Annotated in this window: 20 protein-coding genes; 12 read left to right on the top strand and 8 right to left on the bottom strand. The window is 60.9% G+C overall.

The features are described 5' to 3' along the window. Nucleotides 1-33: 33 nt before the first annotated feature. On the top strand, nucleotides 34-966 hold the full coding sequence (locus FBZ99_RS30905) for a ketopantoate reductase family protein (protein ID WP_145636688.1): 933 nt from the start codon (nucleotides 34-36) through the stop codon (nucleotides 964-966). 127 nt (nucleotides 967-1,093) lie between these two features. On the opposite strand, the gene FBZ99_RS30900 is transcribed toward FBZ99_RS30905, so the two are convergent. Then, complete coding sequence (locus tag FBZ99_RS30900; RefSeq protein ID WP_113352118.1) at nucleotides 1,094-1,492, bottom strand: winged helix-turn-helix transcriptional regulator; 399 nt, start codon at nucleotides 1,490-1,492, stop codon at nucleotides 1,094-1,096. A gap of 89 nt (nucleotides 1,493-1,581) precedes the next feature. Here FBZ99_RS30900 and FBZ99_RS30895 point away from each other — a divergent pair, with 89 nt between their 5' ends. Continuing rightward, nucleotides 1,582-2,175 carry an FMN-dependent NADH-azoreductase gene (locus FBZ99_RS30895; protein ID WP_145636686.1) on the top strand — a complete coding sequence of 198 codons (594 nt, stop codon included), beginning with the start codon at nucleotides 1,582-1,584 and terminating at the stop codon, nucleotides 2,173-2,175. A gap of 226 nt (nucleotides 2,176-2,401) precedes the next feature. Here the strand turns inward: FBZ99_RS30895 and FBZ99_RS30890 are convergent, their stop codons facing one another. Then, nucleotides 2,402-3,370, bottom strand: a complete 969-nt coding sequence (locus tag FBZ99_RS30890; RefSeq protein WP_145636684.1) for an AraC family transcriptional regulator — start codon at nucleotides 3,368-3,370, stop codon at nucleotides 2,402-2,404. A gap of 104 nt (nucleotides 3,371-3,474) precedes the next feature. On the opposite strand from FBZ99_RS30890, the gene FBZ99_RS30885 reads away from it, so the two are divergent. Next, nucleotides 3,475-4,464, top strand: a complete 990-nt coding sequence (locus tag FBZ99_RS30885; RefSeq protein ID WP_145636682.1) for an SDR family oxidoreductase — start codon at nucleotides 3,475-3,477, stop codon at nucleotides 4,462-4,464. Nucleotides 4,465-4,578: 114 nt separating this feature from the next. Further along, entirely contained in the window at nucleotides 4,579-6,381 is a 1,803-nt protein-coding gene (locus tag FBZ99_RS30880) for a CocE/NonD family hydrolase (RefSeq protein WP_145636680.1), read from the top strand. A 98-nt stretch (nucleotides 6,382-6,479) separates the two neighbouring features. On the opposite strand, the gene FBZ99_RS30875 is transcribed toward FBZ99_RS30880, so the two are convergent. Both FBZ99_RS30875 and FBZ99_RS30870 read right to left on the bottom strand, forming a co-directional pair. Further along, a complete protein-coding gene (locus tag FBZ99_RS30875; protein ID WP_210248405.1) occupies nucleotides 6,480-7,004 on the bottom strand; it encodes a hypothetical protein in 525 nt (174 codons plus the stop codon). A gap of 191 nt (nucleotides 7,005-7,195) precedes the next feature. Further along, nucleotides 7,196-8,050 (bottom strand): SDR family oxidoreductase, encoded by an 855-nt coding sequence (locus FBZ99_RS30870; protein ID WP_145636678.1) that lies wholly within the window; start codon nucleotides 8,048-8,050, stop codon nucleotides 7,196-7,198. Nucleotides 8,051-8,186: 136 nt separating this feature from the next. Here FBZ99_RS30870 and FBZ99_RS30865 point away from each other — a divergent pair, with 136 nt between their 5' ends. Continuing rightward, nucleotides 8,187-8,534, top strand: a complete 348-nt coding sequence (locus FBZ99_RS30865; protein ID WP_113352124.1) for a winged helix-turn-helix transcriptional regulator — start codon at nucleotides 8,187-8,189, stop codon at nucleotides 8,532-8,534. Between the two features lie 395 nt (nucleotides 8,535-8,929). On the opposite strand, the gene FBZ99_RS30860 is transcribed toward FBZ99_RS30865, so the two are convergent. Next, nucleotides 8,930-9,841, bottom strand: coding sequence for a LysR family transcriptional regulator (locus tag FBZ99_RS30860; protein WP_173002553.1), 912 nt, complete (start codon nucleotides 9,839-9,841; stop codon nucleotides 8,930-8,932). Nucleotides 9,842-10,038: 197 nt separating this feature from the next. Between FBZ99_RS30860 and FBZ99_RS30855 the strand changes: the two genes are divergently transcribed. Then, a complete protein-coding gene (locus FBZ99_RS30855; RefSeq protein WP_145636732.1) occupies nucleotides 10,039-11,055 on the top strand; it encodes an alpha/beta hydrolase in 1,017 nt (338 codons plus the stop codon). Between the two features lie 271 nt (nucleotides 11,056-11,326). Here the strand turns inward: FBZ99_RS30855 and FBZ99_RS30850 are convergent, their stop codons facing one another. Next, entirely contained in the window at nucleotides 11,327-12,352 is a 1,026-nt protein-coding gene (locus tag FBZ99_RS30850; protein ID WP_233790079.1) for a LacI family DNA-binding transcriptional regulator, read from the bottom strand. A 156-nt stretch (nucleotides 12,353-12,508) separates the two neighbouring features. Here FBZ99_RS30850 and FBZ99_RS30845 point away from each other — a divergent pair, with 156 nt between their 5' ends. From FBZ99_RS30845 to FBZ99_RS30830, 4 genes are all read left to right on the top strand, one after another. After that, nucleotides 12,509-15,250, top strand: coding sequence for a glycoside hydrolase family 2 protein (locus FBZ99_RS30845; RefSeq protein ID WP_145636673.1), 2,742 nt, complete (start codon nucleotides 12,509-12,511; stop codon nucleotides 15,248-15,250). Nucleotides 15,251-15,414: 164 nt separating this feature from the next. Continuing rightward, nucleotides 15,415-16,674, top strand: a complete 1,260-nt coding sequence (locus FBZ99_RS30840; protein WP_113331632.1) for an extracellular solute-binding protein — start codon at nucleotides 15,415-15,417, stop codon at nucleotides 16,672-16,674. Nucleotides 16,675-16,739: 65 nt separating this feature from the next. Beyond that, the gene (locus FBZ99_RS30835) at nucleotides 16,740-17,633 is read left to right on the top strand and encodes a carbohydrate ABC transporter permease (RefSeq protein ID WP_145636671.1); all 894 of its coding nucleotides are present in this window, start codon (nucleotides 16,740-16,742) and stop codon (nucleotides 17,631-17,633) included. Between the two features lie 140 nt (nucleotides 17,634-17,773). Next, nucleotides 17,774-18,511, top strand: coding sequence for a carbohydrate ABC transporter permease (locus FBZ99_RS30830; RefSeq protein ID WP_233790093.1), 738 nt, complete (start codon nucleotides 17,774-17,776; stop codon nucleotides 18,509-18,511). A 389-nt stretch (nucleotides 18,512-18,900) separates the two neighbouring features. On the opposite strand, the gene FBZ99_RS33300 is transcribed toward FBZ99_RS30830, so the two are convergent. After that, nucleotides 18,901-19,065: a hypothetical protein gene (locus FBZ99_RS33300; RefSeq protein WP_186450370.1), complete on the bottom strand. Its 165-nt coding sequence runs from the start codon at nucleotides 19,063-19,065 to the stop codon at nucleotides 18,901-18,903. Between the two features lie 90 nt (nucleotides 19,066-19,155). Beyond that, nucleotides 19,156-20,379, bottom strand: a complete 1,224-nt coding sequence (locus FBZ99_RS30825; RefSeq protein ID WP_145636667.1) for a multidrug effflux MFS transporter — start codon at nucleotides 20,377-20,379, stop codon at nucleotides 19,156-19,158. 193 nt (nucleotides 20,380-20,572) lie between these two features. Between FBZ99_RS30825 and FBZ99_RS30820 the strand changes: the two genes are divergently transcribed. Beyond that, a complete protein-coding gene (locus tag FBZ99_RS30820) occupies nucleotides 20,573-21,223 on the top strand; it encodes a TetR/AcrR family transcriptional regulator (protein WP_145323004.1) in 651 nt (216 codons plus the stop codon). A 233-nt stretch (nucleotides 21,224-21,456) separates the two neighbouring features. Beyond that, a complete protein-coding gene (locus tag FBZ99_RS30815) occupies nucleotides 21,457-23,628 on the top strand; it encodes a CHASE2 domain-containing protein (protein ID WP_281408416.1) in 2,172 nt (723 codons plus the stop codon). Nucleotides 23,629-23,680 lie beyond the last annotated feature (52 nt).

Below are 23,680 nucleotides of genomic sequence, written 5' to 3'. Positions count from 1 at the left end.
ACTACTTTACCAGCATACGCCGTTGCGGTTGATTTGTTCTCGACCGAAATCGGGGACTTGTTCATGCCTTCACCTCCACTCTCGTCGAAGTCCTTACGCATTGCCGTCCTTGGTTGCGGCAAAATCGGCAGCACATTCGCGTTCCAATTGGCTCGCGCCGGCAACCACGTCACTGTCATCGCTCGGCCGATGTCGGCCCGGCTTCAGCAGTTGCGGCGCGACAACGGCATCGTCACCGTCACGGGTGAGCGCGCCGACGTACAAATCGCGGACGTGCTCGACGAGGAGACACCTTACGACCTCATCATCGTGACGGTCATCGACTATCAGGCCGATGCCGTGCTGCCGGCTTTGCAGCGCAGCGCCGCCAAGAGCATCCAGTTCATGTTTGTCAGTTTCGAACCGGAGCGGCTGCGCGATGCGGTCGGCGCCGAGCGATGCTCGTTCGGCATGCCTTTCGTGCAGGCGATGATTGACAAAGACGGCAAGCTCAAGCCCACTATTTCGAAATCTCAAAAGACGATCATGAGTGAGCAGCGCTGGGTGGACGTGTTCAGCGCCGCCGGACTACCCGCGGCCCACGAACCCGATATGCCCCTCTGGCTGCGTTGCCACGTTCCGCTATGCATCGGGTTCGAAAGCGTCGCGGTGGCGGGCGAGCGGCGCGGCGGCGGTGCCTCCTGGGGCGAAGCAAAGCTCGTCGCACGCGGGGTGAAGGAAAGCTTCGCGCTGATCAAAGGGCTTGGCTACCCAGTCTATCCGAAGTCGAAAGTGCGCCTCAGCGGCCTTCCAATCTTCATTTTGACTTTCATGCTGTGGATGTTCTCGCGCGTGAAGTCGATGCGCGAATTGCTCGCGACCGGGAAAGAGGAATGCAAGGCGCTGATCGACAGGATGGTAGAGGCGGCACCCCGGGCGAAACCCGCCATCAACGTCTCCAGAATTGAGGCAATCAGGCCGGCGTAGGCCCGGCTGACGGCTTCTGTCCCCACTTCGAATTTAGGAGACTTCTGTCATGAACGTATTTGTCACCGGCGCAACGATGGGCGGGTTCAGCCGCCATGTCGAGCTGCCCGTCCGCCAGACGGCGGGCCTACTCTGATCCACCGCGACCGGTAGGAGCATGCTTGTCTTGATCATAACGTGCCCGGTTGTTCTCGATCTCGTCGATATGCTCTCCCGCCCACGCACCCAGTGCGCGGACCGGCACAGCCAGGGATTGTCCAAGTTCCGTCAGGGCATATTCGACTTGCGGTGGGACCGTCGGATAGACCGTCCGGCTCACCATCCCGTCGCGCTCGAGCGCCTTCAGGGTGCGTGTCAGCATCTGCTGCGAGATGCCCCCGACCGTCCGTTTGATCTCGTTGAAGCGATGCGGCCGCTCGACCAGTATCCTGACGATCATCACTGTCCATTTGTCGCCGACGATGGCGAGCACTTTGCCGACCTTGTGGCATTGGGCGCTGACGGCCGGCGAGGCAGGCATATCCATGTGACCAGGTCCTAAAATTATGCGTTCTTGGCGGAGCACCTGTGGTCACATAGATAGTCCTGGTCACAAATCAAGACCGGAGATATCCAGTGAAACTTCTTCATCTCGACTCCAGTATCATGGGCGAAAACTCGGCAAGCCGGGTGCTCTCTGCCGCTATCGTCGAGCGGATCGTCGAAACACATGACGCGGTTGAAGTCACCTATCGCGACCTTGCCAGCGAACCGCTCCCGCATCTCACCCTCGACGCGTTCAAGGTGCTCGACGCCGGCACTGACGTGCAGCAATTCCTCGACGCGGACGTTGTGGTGATCGGGGCCGGCTTCTACAATTTCTCTGTTCCCACCCAGCTCAAGGCCTGGATCGATCATATCGTCGTGCGGGGAAAGACCTTCGCGCGCGGCGAAAACGGGCCGATCGGTCTCGCCCAGGGAAAGCGCGTGATCGTCGCGCTGGCGCGCGGCAACGTCTACAGCGATGGCTCGCCGTATCACTCGTTCGAACATGCCGAGACGCTGCTCCGCTCCGCATTCGCATTCATGGGTGTCACGGATATCGAGTTTATTATCGCCGAGGGGCTCGGGCGCAGCGAGGAGGTGCGTCGGGCCTCGATCGCGGGCGCACTTGAAGAGGTGCGCAAGGTCTCCCCAAACCCCAAAGCTCCGGCTCCACTCGGAGCTTGAGAGCACAGACGCGAATGCACGGCATGCCTGGCTTTCGCGCCGTAACGGAGGAATCGCTGCTTCAATTGCTCGGACGAAATTTCCTGATGGCAGATCTCTCGGCCGGGCATGTCGGACAGGATCGCGGACATGCCGTTGTCGGACAGATCCTCGCGGCCAACCGCGGGGATCCTCCTGCCGGCCGGCGACCAAAACGGGAACCATGTTGAACGTGTCCGCTCCACCGTTAAGGGAGTGACGAGAAGGACTGCTCACTACCAGACGCTAGGCGACGTCCAGCTTCACCCGCCTCGACCTGCCGGCGGCCATATTGCCGGGGCGAGCAGTTCATCACCCGCTTGAAAGCGGTACTGAAGGACTTTTCGGATTCGTAGCCAAGCGCCAACCCGATCTCGGCAAGCGACTGACGCGTCGAGGTCAGCCTGTCCGCCGCCTGCATCATGCGCCAGCGCGTCAGATAGTCCATCGGCGAAAGGCCAACCCTTTCCTTGAAGGTCACCGCGAAGGCGGTGCGCGACATCCCAGCCTCCCTGGCGAGGGTCTGCAGCGTCCATCGCTGGCCAGGTGCTCCGTGCATTGCGGCGATGGCCGCGCGCAAACGCTTATCCGCGAGCGCGGAGAGCCAGCCTGCTTCCTCGGCCGTCCGGTCGGACAGGTAAAGCCGCAGCGCCTGCACCAGCACGATCGTCGCCAGTTGCTGCGCGACGATGAAATCGCCGGGCTGTCCCTCCGACAGCTCCTGCCGCATGCGCTCGACGCACCAATTCAGGGTCGCGCTGCCAGGACGATCACGGATGTGCAGGAGTGGCGGAAGGACGTTCAAGAGCAGCTCCGACTGGCCCTCCGACAGCGTGAAGTAGCCGCCGATGCTGAGATAGTCTCCACCGCCATTGTAGGTGAGGATGCGCCCTTCCGGCCGTGGCGGCAGGACCTGGCTGACAGGGACTGGCGCGACCGACAGGTCGCTGGCGATCTGGAACGGCCGGCCACGCGGCAGCAGGAAACATTCGCCGGCGCTGACCTGAACAGGAGACTCGCCTTCCACCGATATCCAGCACGAGCCGGTCACGACGGCGTGGAACTTGATCCCCTCATGCGGCCCGAAGCTGATCGCCCAATCACCGCCCGCATCGAAGCCGCCCGACACGTAGCTACGCAGCTTCAGAAGCGAGAGCACATCCGAGAGTGCATCCATTCGTGACTTCCTGAACGATCGAAAACCATATTCGAACTATGCGGCATGGATCGTTCCTGAGCAACCGCCTAAATTGGGTTTGAAGTCAATAGAGGAGAAGCGCCATGCGCATATTCGTGACCGGTGCCACCGGCTTCATCGGGGCCGCCATCGTCCGCGAGCTCATCGAGGCCGGGCACGAAGTCACCGGGCTCGTGCGTTCGGCGGAAGCCGCCGCACGCCTTGAAGCGGCCGGCGCGAAACCGCAGCGCGGTGGCATCGAGGAGCTCGAAAGCCTCGCACGCGGCGCGGCCCGGGCGGACGGCGTGATTCACACCGCCTTCTTCCATGCCTTCTCGCACGCCAGTCTCGCGACGCGCCTGCGGGTCATGCTCGGCGGCAGCCCGACCAATATCGTCAAGCGGTTTATGACCGCCGCCGTCGAGGCGGACCGGCGCGCGATCGAGACGCTCGGCAACGCGCTGCGCGGAGATCAGCGATCGCTGGTCATTGCCTTTCCGACAATGGCGATGGTTCAGGGACGGCTGGCGGTTGAAACGGATCCCGCCGATCCGAATGCTGTGGGCGGTCTCAGGGCTCGATCCGAGGGGGCAGCCCTGGCGCTCGCAGCCCGCGGCGTGAGGGCCACGATCGTTCGGCTACCGCCTTCGGTACACGACGAAACCCGGCAGGGCCTCGTCACCCAGTTGATCGCTATCGCGCGCAAGAAGCGGGTCTCCGCCTATGTCATCGGCGATAGCGAAAACAGGTGGGGCGCTGTCCATCGGCTCGACGCATCGCGCCTCTTCCGCCTCGTCCTCGAACAAGGCGAAGCCGCCACCTGCTATCATGCGGTCGCCGAAGAAGGAATCCCGGTGCGCGCCATCGCGGAGGCGATCGGCAGCCACCTCGGAATCCGCGTCGAAGGTTTGTTTCCGAAAGACGCACACAAGCATTTCGGCTGGCTCGCGCCCTTCGTCGGCGCCGACAATCCGGTGTCCAGTGAACTCACGCAGCGGCGCCTGAGCTGGCAACCGACCCATCCGCGGCTCATGGACGATATCGGCGCGGCTCTCCGCAACGCCGACGCGCGGGCATCATCGGCCCTCCCCTGAAGCGAACCCAAAGGTACAAGCACACTCACATTCCTGCATGACTTCGGTCGCGGAACATCGCGCGCGCTGAAGAACGCCGCTGCTCGGCCTGCGGACAACAAAGGAAAACCTCCGATGCGATTGACCAAACTACTGCCCCTTGCCTTCACTCTCGCGCTCGCTTTTGCCAAGCCGAGCCTGGCGACGCCTGTCGCCTCCGGCGTTCCCGGGATGCTCTTCGACCATGATGTGCCGGTCACCATGACCGATGGCCTGCAGCTGCGCGCCAACATCTATCGCCCGGAAAAGCCGGGCCGGTACCCGATCCTGATGCTGATGGGCCCCTATGGCAAGGATACGAGCCTCGCGGATGCGCCCGCCTACAAGACGTCGTGGGCGAAGCTGATCGCAAAATACCCTGATCTCTGCAAAAAATCCTCCTGCCGCTACATCCGCTTCGAGGCGCCCGATCCAGAACGCTGGGTCGCGAACGGCTACATCGTCATCCATGCCGATGTCCGCGGCGCCGGCGCCTCACCAGGCGTGCTCGATCCCTTCTCGCCGCGCGAAACGCAAGATTATGCGACGCTGATCACCTGGGCAGCGCGGCAGCCCTGGAGCTCGGGAAAGGTCGGCCTGCTGGGCACGTCATTCCAGGCGATAAATCAGTATCAGGTTGCCGCCTTACACCCTCAGGGTCTTGCGGCGATCCTGCCGTGGGAGGGAGCCTTCGATCAGTATCGTGAGATCGCCTACTATGGCGGGATCCTCAACGTCGCCTGGGAATATTGGTGGACCCATCAGGTGGTGCCCAACCAGAATGGCAACGCAGAAACGCCGCTCATCGACTCCATCGATGGCGGCAAGGATACGGGGGCGCCTCTCCCTCCTGATGTCTTGAAGCAGAACCGCGTCGATCCGGTCGAGGCCTTCGCCAAGCATCCGTTCGATGATGCCTATTATCGCGAGCGAATCCCCGACGGAAGCCGCATCACGGTGCCACTGCTCGATGTCGCCAACTGGACGGACTGGAGCACGCAGGGGTTTCGCTCTGCCGCCAGCAAGCAGAAATGGCTGCGCATCCAGACCGGCGATCATCTGACGCCCTTCTATTCAGACGAAGCGCTGGCGCTGCAGAAGCGCTTCTTCGATCACTTCCTCAAGGGCGTGAACAACGGATGGGAGAAGGAACCGCGGGTGGCGTTGCAGATCCGTCGTCCCGACGGAACGGCGTGGCGCGGTGCCGCGGCGTGGCCGCTGCCTGGAACGCAGTGGCAGCGTTATTATCTCGACGCGGCAAACGGATCGATGGACCCCGCGCTCGGAACCGCCGCACCCGCGGAGAAATCCTATCCCGGCCTGGGCGAAGGGCTGACGTTCACCTCCGCGCCGTTCACTGAGGAGACGGAGTTCACCGGCCCGATCGGTGTCAGGCTCTGGGTCGGCTCCTCCACAGCGGACATGGACATCTTCGCGGCCGCGCGGCTGATCGATCCGCAAGGCCGCGACGTCGCCTTCATGGGCAACAGCGACCCGAATGTACCGCTCGGCCTCGGCTATCTGCGCGTGTCGCACCGAGCGGTCGATCCGGCACGCTCGACCGAGTATGCTCCGTTCCATCCGCATCTGACGTCGGAGCCGATGACGCCCGAGCAGCTTTACCCAGTGGATGTGGAATTCACCGAACCGACGAGCATCGTCATTCCGAAGGGCTATCGTCTGGCTCTGACCATCCAGGGCAAGGATTTCGGCTACGGCCCGGGCGCAAACATCGTTCGCGCCAAGGACTACGATCTTCCGAACTCCAGCAACTCCGGGCTGTTCTTCGCCGCGCATCCTAACCGCGACGCCACCCTCTATGGCGGGACGGATACGCTGGCGACGGGCGGAGAGCATGCATCCTATCTGCTGTTACCACACATATCCACTCGCCGATGAGAGGCGATCAACCGCGTTCAACCCGCTGTCGTTTCGCGCTAAATCGGGCTCTTCCTCACCTTGTCTTACCAGCGAGGCTGATCACCGCGCATAGCAGATCAAGCGACACTGTTCGACCGAGCCCATCCGCGCCTGACAACCCATGCGATCGGCAACCCAAGACCGAACATATGGATCAGCAGGGCCGGCACGAAGGGCATCGGGGTCACCGATGCGGGTGTCGTGAAGGCGCTGAGCGGCAATACGACAAAGCCCATGAAGAAGAACAGGATGATGCCGAGCACAGGACCACCGATCCACGTCCAGCGGTTCACCACCGGCACTTGCCAGACGACCAGCGCGTAGACGACGGCTGGAACGACCGACACGAAAAAGTGGAGCAACGTCCCGAAGACGAAGCCGGTCGCGCCCGCATAGGCAGCCATGCCCATCAGGCTGCTGGCTGCCAGTTGCATCTCAGGTACGATCCCAACGCCCCGGGACAGTTGCAGGATCAGAACGGGCACGAGAACGATCACGCCGGCAGTCAGTCCAGCGCTGAAACCGACTGAGACGGCGCGGGACAAATTGTGCTCCAGACGCGTTGTTGAAGACGTCGCCTTGTCGTTTGTTTGATATTTCATGGGCATGGGGCAGCTCTCTGGATTAATCTTACGAGACGAATTGAACTTGATCGCGTTGATGAGTGGAACTTCCTCACCTCGCGGACACGTTGGTGTCACGCGAGCTTGCGAGGTGGGATGGAGGTCAGGCGGCTCCGCCCAACAGGAAACCACGGCCGTTCTGTCGACGTGACATCGCCTGAAGACCTGGCTCAGGCGCGCAACGCGGCGGCGACCAGGCTCTGCATCGAAGTGGTCGGACGACCGATCAACCGCCCGAGCGCACCACCGCCGTCGAACAGCGCACCGCGCGAGGCAGCGGCGTCGGCATCGGCCAGAAGAGCGGCGAGGTCGCCTGGCAGGCCGGCGCCCGTCAGGACATCACGATAGGCAATCTCGGACAGGTCGTTGTAGACGACGGCCTTGCCCGACTGGCGCGAGACCTCTGCGGCAAGCTCGGCAAGGGTAAAGGCTTGGTCGGCTGCAAGCTCATAGGTCTTCCCGGCATGCCCATCGGTCGCCAGCACCACGGCTGCAGCCTCGGCATAGTCCTGCCGGGCCGCTGACGAGAAGCGCCCATCCTTTGCGGCACCGACGAAGGCGCCGTGCTCTAGTGCTGCGGGGAGCGCCATGAGGTGATTCTCGGTGTACCAGCCGTTGCGTAGGATCACCGCGGGCAGTTCCGAGGCCGCGATGACCTCTTCTGTCTGGCGATGCTCGATTGCGAGCCTTGCCGGCGACGTGTCGGCGTGCAGCATGCTGGTATAGGCGATCAGCGAAACTCCGTTCGCTTTGGCTGCCTCGATCACAGCGCTATGCCGCGGAAGACGGCCGCTGACCTCGGTCGAGGAAATCAGCAGCAATTTCTCCACGCCGGTCAGCGCCGGACCAAGCGTGTCGGGCCGGCTATAATCCGCCTCGCGCACGATCACCCCGCGTTCGGCCAGATCCCTGGCCTTTGCCGGATTGCGAACCGCCGCGACGATCCGGTTGGCGGGAATGGTTTTCAGCAGCGCCTCGATCACGAGGCGGCCAAGTTGTCCTGTTGCTCCAGTTACTGCGTACATCGTTCAGTCCATTTCGTGGTTGCAATGAATTCGATGGCCTGTACATAACGGCCATCGTTACCACGGGAAACCACGTATCTTGCGGTTACCTTCATTTTCCGGTAACCAACTGGAAACTGCCGTTGAAGGAAGGGTAATGGTACTCAAGGTACGAAAGAAGGTGGAGACGCCCCCGGGCTGCCCCATGTCGAAATGCATGGATCTCCTTGGCGGCTGCTGGACGCCGGAGGTGCTCTGGTCCTTGAGCGAAGGCCCACGCCGGTTCTCGGAATTGCGCCGGGACAATCCTTTCATCTCGGCGAAGGTGATGACGAGCAGGCTGCGGGATCTCGAACAGCGCGGCGTCCTCACGCGCAAGGTTTTACCGACATCACCGCCCACGGTGGAATACGAGTTGACCGAGTTGGGGAAGGAACTCCTCCCCGCGATCAGATCCATCGTAGAGGTCGGCACGCGCCTGCTGTTGCGTGATTCTACCCCCTAGCGCCGTTGACGGCGGATGCTCACTTGCAGCCGGTGACATCAGGGAACGCGCCGGCGTTGAAGGACGCCGCCCCCTCCAATCTGACGATGCGGCACCCGCTTGACCGCCTGCTCTGCCCAAAGGATGGGACCGATTGCGTTAATTGCGCGATGCCGCAGCTTGACCGCAAGATCTCGAAACGAAGTTAAGCGTCGGCTCTTGCGTTAATGGCAAGTTTCAGCGCTGGATTATCGTTTGCTTGATCGGATAGCGAAGGTGGCCGGTTCGTAGAATTCGGTGTGCTCCACACTGCTTGCTAACCTTCAGGCTGATCAGTCTTAAGGCCGAGCGCGAATTTGATCCCGGGCGGGATGAGGCTTCATCTCGCCCATCTACGTTTTTGACCTGACCATTACTCAGTTGGAGGGAAGATAGGAGCGTCCCTTCAGAAACGCGACGAACGCGCGCAATGCCGCTGATTGATGGCGCCTGCTCGGAAAGTAGAGATAAAGCGCCTCCAGCGGCGAAGACCATTCGGGCAGGACCCGTGACAACTTTCCAGCGGCCAGGAGGTCGGACACGCTCGCAGCCGGAGCGCTGACAATTCCTAAGCCCCTTACAGTCAGCTCGATCTGTGAGGCGAGATCGTGAACGATCGTGGCCGCGGGCGGCGCGATCTGTACGGTCTCGCCTGCGGATTGCAGGATCCATGGTATGATCAAGCCGGTTGTCTGACTGCGGCACACCACGGCGCGGTGACTGAGCAGATCGCTTGGGAGATTTGGCATCCCTCGAGCATGAAGATAGGCAGGTGAAGCGACGAGAACGGCTTCTGACTTGGGCGCGACTGGCACTGCCACCATGTCCTTCTCGAGGCAATTACCATAGCGTAATCCTGCGTCGTAGCCTTGCTTGACGATGTCGATCATGCGCGCCTCGACCGCGATCTCAAGCTCCACCTCGGGATAGGTGTCCTGAAAAGCCGCCAGTGCTGCGGCGATGAGCAGGTCGAAGGGCGCGCGCGGCATGGTGAGGCGCAAGGGGCCAGCTGGCCGACCACCCCGCCGTGCGGCCTCCTCCGCCGCTCGCCTCAATTGCGACAGGGCAGGAGCCGCCGCCAGGAGATAGTCGGTACCGACTTCCGTCAAACTCAAACTGCGGGTCGAGCGGCGCAAAAGCGGCGTGCCGAGACGCTCCTCGAGGCTTCGGATCGCCTGGCTGGCCGCGGATGGAGAGATACCGAGACGCCGCGCTGCTTCGGAAAAGCTACCAGCTTCGGCCACGGCGACAAACACAGCCACGCCTTCGAGGATATTTTTCTGTCGCAAGTGATCCACCTTGAAGTTTTGCTTCATACTTCATGTGTGATTTCAGGCCTAATCGCAAGCATCTGCTCGGCGTACGGTTGCGCATGCCTATGATCCAACACCATCCCGTCGAAGGTCCGATCCTGATCGGGCATCCCGACCAACGGTCCATCCCCCTCGTGACCGACGCGGCCGTCCTGGCGGGCGCAGCGGGGGGAATGCTCTCATCAACGCTGGTTTCCCGCACCTTCAGCACGCCCCGTCAGACAACGCATTACATCGAATGCGGGCCGGCCGACGGACCGCTGATGATCTTCCTCCACGGCTGGCCGAGCATAGGTCTGATGTGGTGCGCCCAGATGAACGCCTTCGCCGCCGACGGGTGGCGCTGCATCGCTCCTGATCTTCGCGGCTTTGGCAGCTCTTTCGCACCTGCAGCCAACGATGCCTATACCATCGAGGAAATCGTGGCGGACATGGCGGAGCTCCATGACCACCTTGGCCGCGAGGCTGCAATCTGGGTTGGCCACGACTGGGGCAGCATCGTAGCCGGTGCCTTGGCCGCGCATGAGCCGAAACGCTGCCGTGGCGTCGTACTGATCTCGTGGGCGTATTTTCCCGACGGGAACGCCCTGCCTACGCTCGTTGCGCTGGTCGATCGAACGATTTACCCCGCCGACCAATATCCGGACGGCCAATGGGATTACTATCGGTACTACACGACGCATTTCGATACGGCGGTGGCTGACCTCGACGCGGACGCGGAAGCATCGTTGGCATCGATCTTTCGATCGGGCAGCCCTGCCGCCGTCGGCGAGGTTTCGCCATCCGCGAAAGTCACGCGCAACGGTGGGCGCTTCGGCGCCGCACACCGAGCCCCGCCCACCCGGCCCGACCTGGCACTGTGGCCGCCGGCGGACTTCGAAGAGCTGGTGCACGCGTTCAAGCTTCGCGGCTTCCTCCCTACCTGCGCGTTGTATCTGAACGGTGATGCCAACACCGTCTACGCGCGCGAGGCGCCCAATGGGGGCCGACTGTCGCAGCCGGTGCTGTTCGTTAACGGCGACTTCGATCAGATCTGCAGCATCAACGGAAATCGTCAGGGCGACCCGATGCGTGCAGCCTGCCGAGACCTTACCGTGGCGAGTATGCCCTGCGGGCATTGGCTGCCGTTGGAGCGCAAGGAAGAACTCATTCAGGCCATCCGACACTGGCTCCAGAGCAAAAAACTTTAATGGCGGTATACGAAGCAGCTTGAACGAAGACTCAAGCGAGCAACGGTGCTGTATTCGACAGCCCCGTGGCGGTGCTCCACTTTCTCGCCAATCAAGAATACGACGCCCCAGCTAAACTGAGCGAATCCCGCAGACGATCGCGGTGCGCAAACGGGCCATTACCGCTCCGCTCTTCTTTACGGACTTCAGCCAGGGCAGCATCTCACTCATATGTCGTCGCTCAGGCGCATCTGGGGCCGACCATGCCCAAGGAGCTGTCCCTTCATCGCACTCAAGGCGGCGGCGCGACTGAAGCGCGAAGGATCAACTGGCACTCCATCTTCAGCCTCACTGGTGGCTTCTTCGGCTGCATTACTTTTTCCAAAAGCTCGGAGACCGCCCAACGACCCATATCCTCGTGCGGCAGCTTCAATGTTGTAAGCGGCGGCAGGATTTTTCGGGCAAGACTTTCATCGTCGAAACCGACGACCGAAATGTCGTCGGGAATCCTCAACCCACGCATCCTGATCGCATCATAAGCGCCCATCGCGACCCGGTCGGAAAAGCAGAAAACCGCCGTCGGCGGCAATGGCAGATCGAGGAGCTGCAGCATCTTTTCCCGCCCGAGATCGAGGGACCAGGCTTCTGAAAGGATCAGTTCCGGATCGACGGCGATATCGTAGGTGGTCAGCGCCTGGCGATAGCCGCTCAGGCGATCGCGCGCCGCTTCAAGCCGCTGCCTGCCGGCATCGATCATGGCGATGCGGCGATGGCCGGCCTTGATCAAGACTTCCGTCGCCGCATAACCGCCGGCATGATCGCCTGGAATGATCGAAGAGAACTCGGCCCGCTGCTGGTGGCAATTCAAAAGGACGGCTGGATAGTTGCCAAGGTTGGAAGGCAGGATCGGCGCTAGCTGGGTGATGAGCGTGGCGTAGATTACGCCGACGATCTGGCGCCGTCCGAGATAGTCGAGAATGGATTCGGCGAATTCGACCTGTCCGCCCGTCACGACGGTGAACGCCGCCAAGCCCTGCTCTTCCGCCGCGCTCCGAACACCTTCTATCAGCGGCGCAGCATGCTGCGAGGCCATGAGATCGTCTATCAGCAAAACGATGATGCCGCCGATCGGGTCATTGGCCGGCGCTGTCTTCTGGTAGCCAAGTTCCGCGGCGACAGCCAGCACGCGTTCGCGCACTTTCTCCGAGACCCTCTTGCCGGGAGCCTCGTTCAGCACCAGTGAAACCGTCGCATGCGAAACGCCGACCTGCGAGGCGATATCGGACATGGTCGGTCGTTTCGTCGTCTTGTCGTTCACTCGGTTTCTTTCTCGGACTCAAGGGCAGTCTGCGCGCACGTTAGGAAATCTGACGGACAATGTGAAGCTACGGCCCTTGCGGAAGTTAAGTTTATAAGTTACGAAACTTTCGTGTAACTTATTTTGTGACTTAATCCAACCGAAAAGCTCGTGGCCATGACCATCGCCTCCCGCCGTTTCGCCGATACCCGTTCCGGGCCGCGTGCGCGCCTGTCTCTCGACGGAACCTGGGACTTTCAGCTGGAAGGGCGGACGCCGACTACGATCGCCGTGCCCGCGCCCTGGCAGGCTCATTTTCCGGTTCTGCGTGCCGCGGCCGGCGTGGCAACCTATTCCCGCGCCTTCACCGTGCCGCAGGAATGGCTTGGCCGTCAGGTCATCGTGCATTTCGGCGCCGTGAACTATTTCGCCGAAGTATCGGTCAACGGCCGCGCGCTCGGTTCTCACGAAGGAGGCTATCTGCCCTTCGAATTCGTCATCCCTTTCGATCTGTTGACCGGCGAGTTGCGTCTGGATGTGAAGGTTACGCTGCCAAGCGCCGATGCCCGAGCCTTCCCGGATTTCCCGTTCGACGAGATCCCGCACGGCAAGCAAAGCTGGTACGGAATGCTGGGTGGCATCTGGCAATCGGTCTGGCTGGAATGCCGCAGCGAGGCGCATATCACCCACCAGGCCATTCGCGCCGATCTCGCAACGGGCGATGTCGCTATCGATGTCGAGCTGGCAGCGGCTTTTACCGGCGCCTTGAAGATCACCATTCTGGATCGCAAGGGAGCGGTCGCAGCTTCGAGCGAATTTGGGCTCAACGACAAGGCCCGGATTTCGGCTGCGCTCAAGGTCGCCGATGTCGAAGCGTGGTCGCTCGACGATCCCGCTCTTTATCGGGCCGTTGCCGAGCTATCCGAGGGGGGCAACGTTATCGATGCCGCCGAGGAGAATTTCGGTTTTCGCACCTTCGAGGCAAGGGATGGAAAGTTCTTTCTGAACGGGCACCCCTTCTACATGCGCGGCGCGCTGGATCAGGATTATTATCCCGAGGGCATCTATACGCCGCCGTCGCTGGAATTTCTGGAGGATCAGGCACGCAAGTCGAAGGAACTCGGCCTCAACCTCCTGCGCTGTCATATCAAGGCTCCCGATCCACGCTACTACGATGTGGCGGACCGGTTTGGCCTGCTGGTCTGGACGGAAATTCCAAACATTCAGACCTTCACCGAGAAATCAGCGAAGCGCCTGCTCGATACGATGGAAGGAATCCTGCGACGCGACGGCAATCACCCTTCCATCGTGATCTGGACCATCATCAACGAGGATTGGGGAACACGCCTCGTCGAAAGCGCCGATCAGCGAGCCTGGTTGGAAGGCGCCTATCACTGGCTGAAGAGGATGGACCCGACACGGCTGGTCGTTGACAATTCCGCCTGCATTCCGAACTTCCATGTCGTCTCCGACATAGACGACTATCACTATTACGCCTCGGTTCCGGAAATGGCACGCGAATGGACCGACTGGGTATCGGCTTTCGCCGCGCGGCCCGCGTGGTCCTATTCGCCGAACGGCGATGCGAGACGGCGCGGCGACGAGCCGCTCGTCGTCTCCGAGTTCGGCGTGTGGGGTCTGCCGCATCCCGACAAGCTCAAGCAGGACGGCAAGGAACCTTTCTGGTTCATCAATGGCCTGGAGTGGGACAGCGACGGCGCGACCTATCCGCATGGCGTCGAACAGCGCTTCCGCACCTATCAGTTCGACAAGGTCTTTCCGTCCTTCAGCTCCTTCATCGAAGACACGCAGTGGCATCAGTTCAATGCGCTCAAATTCGAAATCGAGGAGATGCGCCGCCATGCCTCCATTCAGGGCTATGTCATCACCGAGCTGACCGATTTGCACTGGGAAGCCAATGGCCTGATGGACATGCAGCGCAATACGCGCGCCTACCACAATCGCTTCCACGAGATTAACACCGATGTCGTCATCATCCCGCGCATGCAGCATTATGCCGTGTGGGCAGGCGATACGGCGAGCGTGGAGCTCGAAATCTCGACCGGTGGCAAGGCAATCCACGCGGCCGAACTGAGCTGGAGCATCGATGGGACGGACGCTGGAAAAATGGCGATCCCGGCTATTAGCGCGACCTCGGTGCATCATCTACCGGCAATTTCTCTGCCCTTCACCGCCACCATGGCCGGCGGTCAGGTCAGCGTCCAGTTTACGATCACCGCCAGCGGCAAGGAGATTGCGCGCAACAGCTTGGACGTCAGCGTCTATGGCAGCCGCTCCGAGCCGGCTCTTTCCGTCTTCTCGGCCGAACCCGAGATCGCGCACTATCTAGCAGCGCTTGGCTATGCGGTTGTCGAGGCCGGCAAGGCGGACGTGCGGGTTGCGTCTTCTCTCAGTCAGGCCGATATCGACGCCATGGAGCACGGCGCCCATTTTGTGTCGCTTGCCGATGTGCCGCCGCTGCCGTTCGGCAATTTGCGCAACGACCAGCCCAACTGGAATTACCCGGCCGGGGGCGATCGCGGGCAATCCATGCCGCAGATGCGCGTCACCGAACGCAACGGCACCATCTGGAAGGGCAATTGGGTCACCGGCTTCAGCTGGGTGAAGCGTTCGGGAAAATTCGAGCGCCTGCCGGGCGGCCCGTTGACCGATCTCTCCTTCGTCGGCGTCAACCCGAACCGCGTCATCACCGGCTTTCGGCCGATCCATTTCGACGGCTTGGTGCACGCGGGCACGATGGTGGGCTGGATCCACAAGCCATGTGCAACCATCGCCGAGAGGAAGGTTGGTGCCGGCCGTATCGTCGCCACGACCTTCGGCCTGATGCGCGAAGCGGCCGGTGTCGATCCGGTGGCGGCAACCTTGCTTGATTGCATTATCGAGACGGCAGCCGGATAGGTGGCCAAAAGATTGAACCGCCGCATATGACCGGGAGGAGGTCGAGGCGGTCCAGATAGTTGCAAGGGGATATAACGCGGCTCGTTGGCCGCCGCGCGAGGCATAAGGGCCGCTTAGTGAAGAGCGGCCCGGGAGGAAAACAGAAGCAGCCTGGAGGAGAGAGAATGCGTAACCTGTTGAGAACATCGATCGCGGCGTTAGCCCTCATGACTGCCTTTCCGGCATTCGCGGTCGAAAACGTCGTCTGGTGGGACTTTCTGTCCGGAGGCGACGGCGTACGGATGAAGGCGCTGATCCAGCGTTTCAACCAGGAGCACAAGGACAAGATCCAGATCACGGGCACGACGCTCGAATGGGGTATTCCCTACTATACCAAGCTGCAGACATCCGCCGCCGTCGGCCAGGGGCCTGACATCGCCACATACCACCTGTCACGCCTGGCGGCCGCGGTTGCGGCCAAGACCATCTCGCCGATCGATCCGAAAGAGCTCGAGGCCGTCGGCCTGAAGGACAGCGACTATCCACCGAACGCGATCGCCGCCTCGACGGTCGACAATCTGCGCTACGCCGTCCCCTTCGACGTGCATGGGGAAGTGCTCTACTATAACAAGACCATACTGAAAGAGCTGGGCGCATTGGGCAACGACGGCAAGCCTACCGGCATCGACACGCTGGAAGGCTGGCGCGCAGTGCTGGCCAAGGCAAAGGACGCCGGCAAGAACGGCGTCGTCATTTCTTCGTCCAACGGCGATCTGCGCGATATCTACACCCTATTTGGCCAGCAAGGCGGCCAACTGACCGCGGACGGCAAGTTCCTGCAGGGCGACAATTTCGACAAGATGGAAAAAGCCTACAATGAAGTCGCCGATTGGGTGAAACAGGGCTGGGCGCAGCCCTATATCGACACCGAAACCATCACTCCCACCTTCATCGCCGGACAATCCGCCTTCTTCCTGAACGGCAACTGGGAACTGCCGACCATGGAAACCGAAGTCGCCAAGGGCAACGGTTTCGAATACGGCATGGTCAACATCCCGGCCTGGATGGGCAAACCCGCCAATTGGTCGGACTCGCACTCCTTCGTGATCCCCAACAATGTCGGCGTCACCATGACGCCGGAAAAACGCGCCGCGGTTCTCGAGGTCATCCGATGGATGAATGTCAACTCGCTGGAATGGGCTGCCGCCGGCCATATACCGGCCTATCTGCCGGTTAGCACCTCGGCCGCCTACAAGGCGCTCAAGCCGCAGGCGGATTATGCCGCCATGGCGCTCAACGCCTTCTACATGCCAAAGACGCCGCTGACGGGCGCGGCTTCGAAATTCGACGACGATTGGCAAAACATGGCGTCGGGACCGCTCAATGGCGAGGGCGATGTGAAGGAAACGCTCGAGAAGTTTCGCGATCACATGAACTCTCAGTGACGTTTTCTTCCACGGCCCCGGGACGCCTCCCTGCCCCGGGGCTGCATTAGCGAGAGAGGTGGCGGATGGCCGCGGTCAGCAACAGGAAACAGGATCATGTGGTTGCCGCGCTGCTTGTCGCACCGGCGGTCGTCGCGTTTCTAGTGATATTTGCCTACCCGACATGGCGGATGGTGGCGATGAGCCTGACCAATGCACCGCTGATCGGCCCCGGCGAATGGGTTGGCCTCGACAATTATGCGCGCCAGCTCTCCTCACCCCAATTTCAAAAGGCGCTTGTGAACACGCTCTACTTCATCGTCCTGACCGTCGTCCCCGGCACGTTTCTGGCGCTGTTCATTGCCATGGGCATCAATCGCCTGAGCGGCCGCATACAGATGCTGGTTCTCGCCTGTTTTTTCCTGCCCTCGATCCTGCCGGTATCAGTGGTGACGCAGATCTGGACCTGGATTGCAAACATGCAATACGGCGTCATCCAGAATATCATCGGTCTGTTCACCGGAGGGCGGCCGCTTCCGGTGTTGCGTTCGCCAACCTATTTCATGCCGTCGGTTGCCGTGGTCACCATCTGGTGGACGATCGGCTTCAACATCCTTCTGTTTCTTGCGGCGCTGCGCAGCATCTCGCCCGAGGTCTACGAGGCGGCCGCCCTCGACAATGCCAACCGCTGGGGGGTGTTTTCGCGAATAACATGGCCATTGATCTGGCCGGTCACGGCGCTGGTTCTGACACTGCAGCTGATTGCGCAGTTCAAGATCTTCGCGCAACCTTATCTGCTCGGCTATTTCGCCCACACGCCGGCGGACGCGCAGGCCGTTGTCATGACAGTCATCTACGATCTCGCCTTCAAGCAGAACAAGGGTGGCGAAGGTGCCGCCGTCGCCACCATCCTGTTCGCCATCATTCTCATTGCCTCGGTCCTGCAATATCAGTTCCTGCGTGCGCGAGGGGAAAAATGAGCGTTCTCACGACAAGTGCGCGGACAGAGCTGGCCACGGCGAACAGTCGTGTCGCTTCGAGAGGTTGGAGCGGGCGCGCACTGACCGCGCTGACGGCATTCGGTGCCCTTATCTGGTTCTTTCCGCTCTACTGGGCGGTCATGACATCGCTCAAATCCGACACGGAGGTGGTCAGTCGGACACCCGGGCTTTTCCCGAAGGCGCCGACGCTCCAACCCTACCGTTACGTGGTCGAGCACTCCAGCATCGTGCAATGGTATATGAACTCGGTCGGCACCTCGGCGATCATCGCGGTTCTCGTGCTTGTGATGAGCGTCGGCTGCGCCTACGCGCTCAGCCAAATCCAGTTTCCCGGCCGCCGCGTGATTTATGGGGCGTTGATCGCCTCGGTGATGGTGCCGGCGGAGGCGCTCATCATCAACCATTTCGTGCTGATGAACATGTTCGGACTCATCAACAGCTGGGGCGGCATCGTGCTGCCGCAGTTGGTGGTGCCATCGGTCATCATCATCCTCAAGCAATTCTTCGACCAGATTCCAAAGGAATTCCGCGAGGCGGCGATGCTCGACAATGCCGGGCACTTGAGAACGCTCTGGAAGATCTATGTGCCGATGAACTGGGGCGTGATCACCGCGCTCGGCATCACAACCTTCATCGCGGCATGGAATAATTTCCTGTGGCCCTTCCTGGTCGCGACATCGGACGGCACGATCACCATTCCCGTTGGGATTACCCAGGTGAAGGATGTCTTCGGCGTGCGTTTTGCCAAGGACATGGCCGCCGCTGTTCTGGCCGGCCTTCCCGTCGCCATTCTCTACCTTGTCTTTCAGAAGCAGATCACGCGCGCGATCATGCTTTCGGCCGGAATAAAGGGATAGCAACCCGCGCGAAGGCAGAACGGGTTGCTGGAAATTTCTCCGATCATTCGAGGCTATGTGATCAGCGCGATAACGTCAAAACAAGACTGCGGCAGACTCGCCTGAAGTCGCGGGAAGGATCTGCAACCAAGCGTCTTGGCCATGCGCGAGAGAGAAGACGGCGCAGTCTGGCAGACTGTGTTGCGAAACGCCAGGACGCCGAAAGATTATCGACGGCATCGTGTTTGAAATGTGAAGTCGCCGCCTACATGCCGCAGGTCCAGTTCCTGAGACGAGAGCAACAACGTCGCCGAGTTTCGGGAGGGGCGCGAAAAATTGTTGTTGCCCGCGGGCGTTGGCATCACCCCTGCCTGGACATCGGTTCGCAGACTTTCGACAGAAGGTGAGCATCAGCTCACCACAGCGACGGATACCGTGCCGTTGATCGGATTCGAACCGGTGACGCCTCGCTTAGATAGGTACTGCCGCGCCATGACCGGCCTCATCAGACCGAGCCAGCCATCGCGTTCGTACCAATCGCGCGCCAACACAAGCAGTGTGTCCCTTTCTTCCAAGCATACCACCCCTTAGGCGGCACAGTTCGCTCGCCGAAGAGGGCTCGGTGAAGTGGCATGCACCAGGCGCTGCAATAGGCCCAGCAGGATCTATTCGGCGGCCACCACATGCCTGCTCTTTAGCACCGCGATCGAAAGGAGGAGCACGATGGCCGAGCAGATGGCAACGACGGCTACCATCGGTCTCGCCGTGCCATCCATGAACATACCGCTGACGCCAACCACCAGCGCCGACGTCATGAACTGGACCGTTCCCATCATCGCCGAGGCCGTGCCGGCGATACGACCATGATGTTCAAGCGCCAGTACCGCCGCATTCGGCACGATCATTCCAAGAAAAGCATAGCCCGCAAACAGGAAGGCAGCCATGATGTCTAGGCGATCGACTCCGCCGGCCATCAGGACGGCCAGCGCCACCATCGTCAGCGCATAACCAGATACCGCACCGCGAATCACCTTACGCAAACCAATCCGGCGGGCAAGCCAGCCGTTCATCTGCGACATGCCAATGAAGCCAATGGCGTTCACGGAAAAGACCACGCTGTAAAAGCTCGGAGAGAGCCCGTAATGGCCGATGAGCACGAAGGAGGAGTTGGCGACATAAATCATGTAGCTGGACATGCCAAAGGAAGCCATCAGCACCAGACCGAGATAATACGGGTCCCTAACGAGTGTTCCATAGGCCTTCAACGCCCCGCCGAGGCTGCTCTCACTGCGCGCCGCAACCGGACGGGTCTCCTCGAGGAAAAAGCGGCCCGCGACGAAGCCGACAGCGCCGGCGAAGACCATGACCCAAAAGATCAGCCGCCAGTTCCCGAACACCGTCACGATGCTGCCCGCGAGCGGCGCCAGGATGGGTGAGATACTGAAGACCAGCATAAGCCGCGACATCAGTTGCGCGGCGGCCGCTCCCGTATGCAGGTCGCGCACGATGGCGCGGGCAATCACGACGCCGGCACAGGCGCCGGTGCCCTGAATGAAACGGAAGGCGACCAGCCAGCCAATATCGGTGGAGAGCGCGCAGCCGATCGCGCCGAGGATGTAGAGCGCCAGACCGACATAGAGAGGCTGTTTACGGCCAAACATGTCCGACAGCGGACCGTAGATAATCTGCGACACGGCCATGGCGGCGAAGAAGGAGATCAGGCTTGCCTGGACTGCATGGCTGTCGGCGTGAAGATCCAGACTGATCGTCGGCAACGCGGGTAGATACATGTCGAGGGCGAAGAGACCGACGGCTGAAAGAAGGCCCAGGACGATCGCATGGTGGGAGCCGCTAGCCCTGGGGGATGAAACGTAATCCTTGCTCTGCACGGAAAGACCTTTCCCGCACACGACATTCCCCGGACGAAGCAAGGCCTCATACAAAAAGCATGTGACGGGGATTGAGTGGGCGATTATAGATAGGACGGTGGAACGACGGAAATGGTTCAATGCGGAGCCCGTCATTCCTGTAAAATATTTTGGACAGTATTGTCCAATTAGTCAAGTCCTATATGGTGGTGTCATGAAAACTTCGCCCGCAGCGGTTTCTTCCGAGATAGAGAGTCCGCCCGCCACCAGCAAACGTCAGGCAATCCTGAAGGCGGCCGCAGACGTTTTTGCCGAGGAGGGGTTCGCGGCGGCGAGCATCGATGCCATCGCGGCAAGGGCCGGCGTGTCGCGTCAGACGGTGTACAATCAACTCGGCGACAAGGATAATCTGTTCAAGGTTGTAGTCGCGGAGATCACCGAGAAGTCGAGCGCCGACTTCTTTCGAGTGTTGGACACATTTCCCGTGGCGCCTGTCGATCTCGAAAAGGAACTGACCGAATTTTCATCGCTTCTCCTACGCAAGGCGGTCTGTGATCCGAATGGTCGCTGGCTACGCAAGCTCCTGGAGACCGAAGGTAGCAGATTTCCCGAACTGTTCGAGACCTGGAAGGAATACGGACCGGGCAAGAAATACCCCGCCATCGCTGCCCGGCTTGCGCAGCTCGCGCTGGCTGGCCATCTCGACATAGAGGATCCGGCACTTGCCGCGCGGCAGTACATGGCGCTACTCGCGACAGATCTACGGATTAACCAACAGATCGGCCGTCCAACTGCAGAGGAAGAAATCCATCGTATGGCAAGAGAGGCGACAAAGACCTTTCTGCGCGCATTCGGCAAGCGCTAACGGCATCGCGTCGGGAGACCGAACGTCATTCCGTTGAGGCGCGCGCCCGCGGCATTGCCTCGACAATCGCGGTGCAAGATTCTGTTCTCTATCTCTTCGATATTTTGATCATTGCATCATGCTCGGGAACAAGGCAGCATATTCTTTCGTGGCGCAGCAGACCGATAGATTTTTGTAGTTCCTCGAACCGTTACTTATTGCCGGGGATGCACGGCAAAAGGGCTGACACCATAATGGTGACGCGTGCGCAGCAAATTGGCGTCGTGATCGGCCTGGCCTTCGTCACGGCATTGACGACCCTACGGGCAAGTGATCCTCCCTTGCTAAGGCTCGCGCGCGATTTGACATTCGACCAGTATCAGCGCCTGGTGCCCCGGACGTTCGAGAACCAGCCCGTCCGGGTCGTCGACATAGACGAGGCGTCGCTGCGGGAGTTCGGTCAATGGCCCTGGCCAAGAAACCGGATTGCCGCCCTTGTCGACAGGCTTTCCGATCTGGGCGCGGCCGCTATCGCTTTCGATATCCTCTTCGCCGAGCCGGACCGTCTGTCGCCGCGCAACGTCGTTCGCGATGTCATTGGCATCGATCCGTCACTGCTTGGCAAACTACCGGATAATGATGAGATTTTTTCCCAATCGCTGTCGGGAAGGCCGGTGGTTCTGGGTTTCGGCCTCTCCAACGAGGGAAATTATCTGCCGCCGGTCAAGGCAGGGTTTGCCTATACCGGCGAAGATCCCTCCGGTGCGCCGCCGGCGATCAAGGCCGCCACGCCTGTGCTGCCGCAATTGGAAACCAATGCCGCGGAGCTCGGTCATATCAGCCTCAATCCGGGCGCTTCATCGGCAGTGGTGCGCGCGGTTCCGCTTTTTCTCAGCGACGGCAAGCAGCTTTATCCCAATCTCGCGCTTGAGGCGCTTCGCGTGGCACAGGGAGCCTCCACCTACGTGCTTGACGCCGCGCCGCGCACACCCAATACCCTCACCCGGGTCAAGATCGGCAATTTCGTCGCGCCGGTAACGGCAGCCGGCGAGCTTTGGCTCTATGTCAGCCGCGACACCGCGAAGCGATATATTTCGGCAAGCAAGATACTCGCGACCGAAGGCGCCTCCGCCGATATCAGAACCGCTATTGAAGGCAGTATCGTTTTCGTCGGAACCTCCGCTTCCGGCCTCCAAGATGTCCGCACGACGGCCCTTGACGAGAATGTGCCGGGTGTCTCCATCCACGCGCAGATCGTCGAGCAGATCCTTTCAGGCCGCTTCCTTTCCCGGCCGGACTGGGCGGATGGGCTGGAAATCCTATCCATCGCCCTCTTGGGCAGCCTTCTGGTGATCGTCACCACCTTCGTCAATCCGGCCGCGGCCCTCGCCTGCGGCCTGCTAATTACCTTTTTTGCCCTTGTGGCCTCCTGGGCCGCCTTTCTTTATGGAGGGCTTCTCTTCGACCCGCTGGCACCGATCGTCTCTGGATCGATCACGCACTTCGCTGCGACGGCATTCCGCTTTCTCGTGACGGATCGGGAGCGGCGCGACGTGCGGCGGGCTTTCGGCCACTACCTCTCGCCATCGCTGCTCCATCGCATCGAGCATACGCGCGACGCACTACGCCTCGGGGGAGATGAACGCGAACTGACGGTCATGTTCGTCGACGTGCGAAACTTTACCCAGATCAGCGAGGAGATGAGCCCAAGCGCCGTCGTTGCGTTTCTGAACACGCTGCTCGATGCGCTGAGCCACCATGTCATCGCCAATGACGGCACGCTCGACAAGTTCATCGGAGACTCGATCATGGCCTTCTGGAATGCCCCTGTCGATGTCTACGATCATGCCGGCAAGGCCGTGCGCGCGGCTCTCGGCATGCGGGAAACACTCGCCCACCTCAATGGCGACGATGCCTTCGGTTTCGGAGACGCGCGGCGGGTCGGAATAGGCATCGGCATCCACACAGGGCTTGCATGCGTCGGCAATATGGGGGCCGAGACCCGTTTCAATTACACGGCGGTCGGCGATGCCGTAAACATTGCCGCGCGTATCGAATCCGCCTGCAAGGACGTCAATTTCGATATTCTGGTATCCGAATCGACGGCAGGATTGCTGCCCGATTGCGCTCTGCTCGAAGCGGGAGCGCTGACGCTGAAGGGTAAGAGCATGCGAACCAAACTCTTTGCGGTGGTCGGCGACGAACGCGTGGCGAGATCCGCCGGATTTGTGGAACTACAGGCTGCTCACAGGCAGCTTGTCGATGCCCTTCGGGTACGCTCGACAGGCAGCCGCAAACTTATCAGCGCCGCCAAATTTAAGGCGCGAGCGGCGGCAACAGGACTACTGCAGGATTTTTACGCCCAGATTTCTCGACGAGGCGGACACTTCGTCGACGAGACCGCGCACAAGGCAGCCGATATCTAGCTGATTTTGCGATTCAGCCTTTTCAGGCTCGGAGACGCCCTAACTCGCTATT

This window comes from Rhizobium sp. ERR 1071 (assembly GCF_007828675.1).
In the GTDB taxonomy this organism is placed as follows: domain Bacteria; phylum Pseudomonadota; class Alphaproteobacteria; order Rhizobiales; family Rhizobiaceae; genus Rhizobium; species Rhizobium dioscoreae.
This window is presented reverse-complemented; position numbering and strand designations above follow the sequence as displayed.

What these genes read in the sequence shown, in the direction of transcription:
- FBZ99_RS30900 (WP_113352118.1), bottom strand. Translation starts at nt 1,492, where the DNA reads ATGGATATGCCTGCCTCGCCGGCCGTCAGCGCCCAATGCCACAAGGTC.
- FBZ99_RS30890 (WP_145636684.1), bottom strand. Translation starts at nt 3,370, where the DNA reads ATGGATGCACTCTCGGATGTGCTCTCGCTTCTGAAGCTGCGTAGCTAC.
- FBZ99_RS30885 (WP_145636682.1), top strand. Translation starts at nt 3,475, where the DNA reads ATGCGCATATTCGTGACCGGTGCCACCGGCTTCATCGGGGCCGCCATC.
- FBZ99_RS30880 (WP_145636680.1), top strand. Translation starts at nt 4,579, where the DNA reads ATGCGATTGACCAAACTACTGCCCCTTGCCTTCACTCTCGCGCTCGCT.
- FBZ99_RS30875 (WP_210248405.1), bottom strand. Translation starts at nt 7,004, where the DNA reads ATGAAATATCAAACAAACGACAAGGCGACGTCTTCAACAACGCGTCTG.
- FBZ99_RS30870 (WP_145636678.1), bottom strand. Translation starts at nt 8,050, where the DNA reads ATGTACGCAGTAACTGGAGCAACAGGACAACTTGGCCGCCTCGTGATC.
- FBZ99_RS30865 (WP_113352124.1), top strand. Translation starts at nt 8,187, where the DNA reads ATGGTACTCAAGGTACGAAAGAAGGTGGAGACGCCCCCGGGCTGCCCC.
- FBZ99_RS30855 (WP_145636732.1), top strand. Translation starts at nt 10,039, where the DNA reads ATGCTCTCATCAACGCTGGTTTCCCGCACCTTCAGCACGCCCCGTCAG.
- FBZ99_RS30845 (WP_145636673.1), top strand. Translation starts at nt 12,509, where the DNA reads ATGACCATCGCCTCCCGCCGTTTCGCCGATACCCGTTCCGGGCCGCGT.
- FBZ99_RS30840 (WP_113331632.1), top strand. Translation starts at nt 15,415, where the DNA reads ATGCGTAACCTGTTGAGAACATCGATCGCGGCGTTAGCCCTCATGACT.
- FBZ99_RS30835 (WP_145636671.1), top strand. Translation starts at nt 16,740, where the DNA reads ATGGCCGCGGTCAGCAACAGGAAACAGGATCATGTGGTTGCCGCGCTG.
- FBZ99_RS30830 (WP_233790093.1), top strand. Translation starts at nt 17,774, where the DNA reads ATGACATCGCTCAAATCCGACACGGAGGTGGTCAGTCGGACACCCGGG.
- FBZ99_RS30820 (WP_145323004.1), top strand. Translation starts at nt 20,573, where the DNA reads ATGAAAACTTCGCCCGCAGCGGTTTCTTCCGAGATAGAGAGTCCGCCC.
- FBZ99_RS30815 (WP_281408416.1), top strand. Translation starts at nt 21,457, where the DNA reads ATGGTGACGCGTGCGCAGCAAATTGGCGTCGTGATCGGCCTGGCCTTC.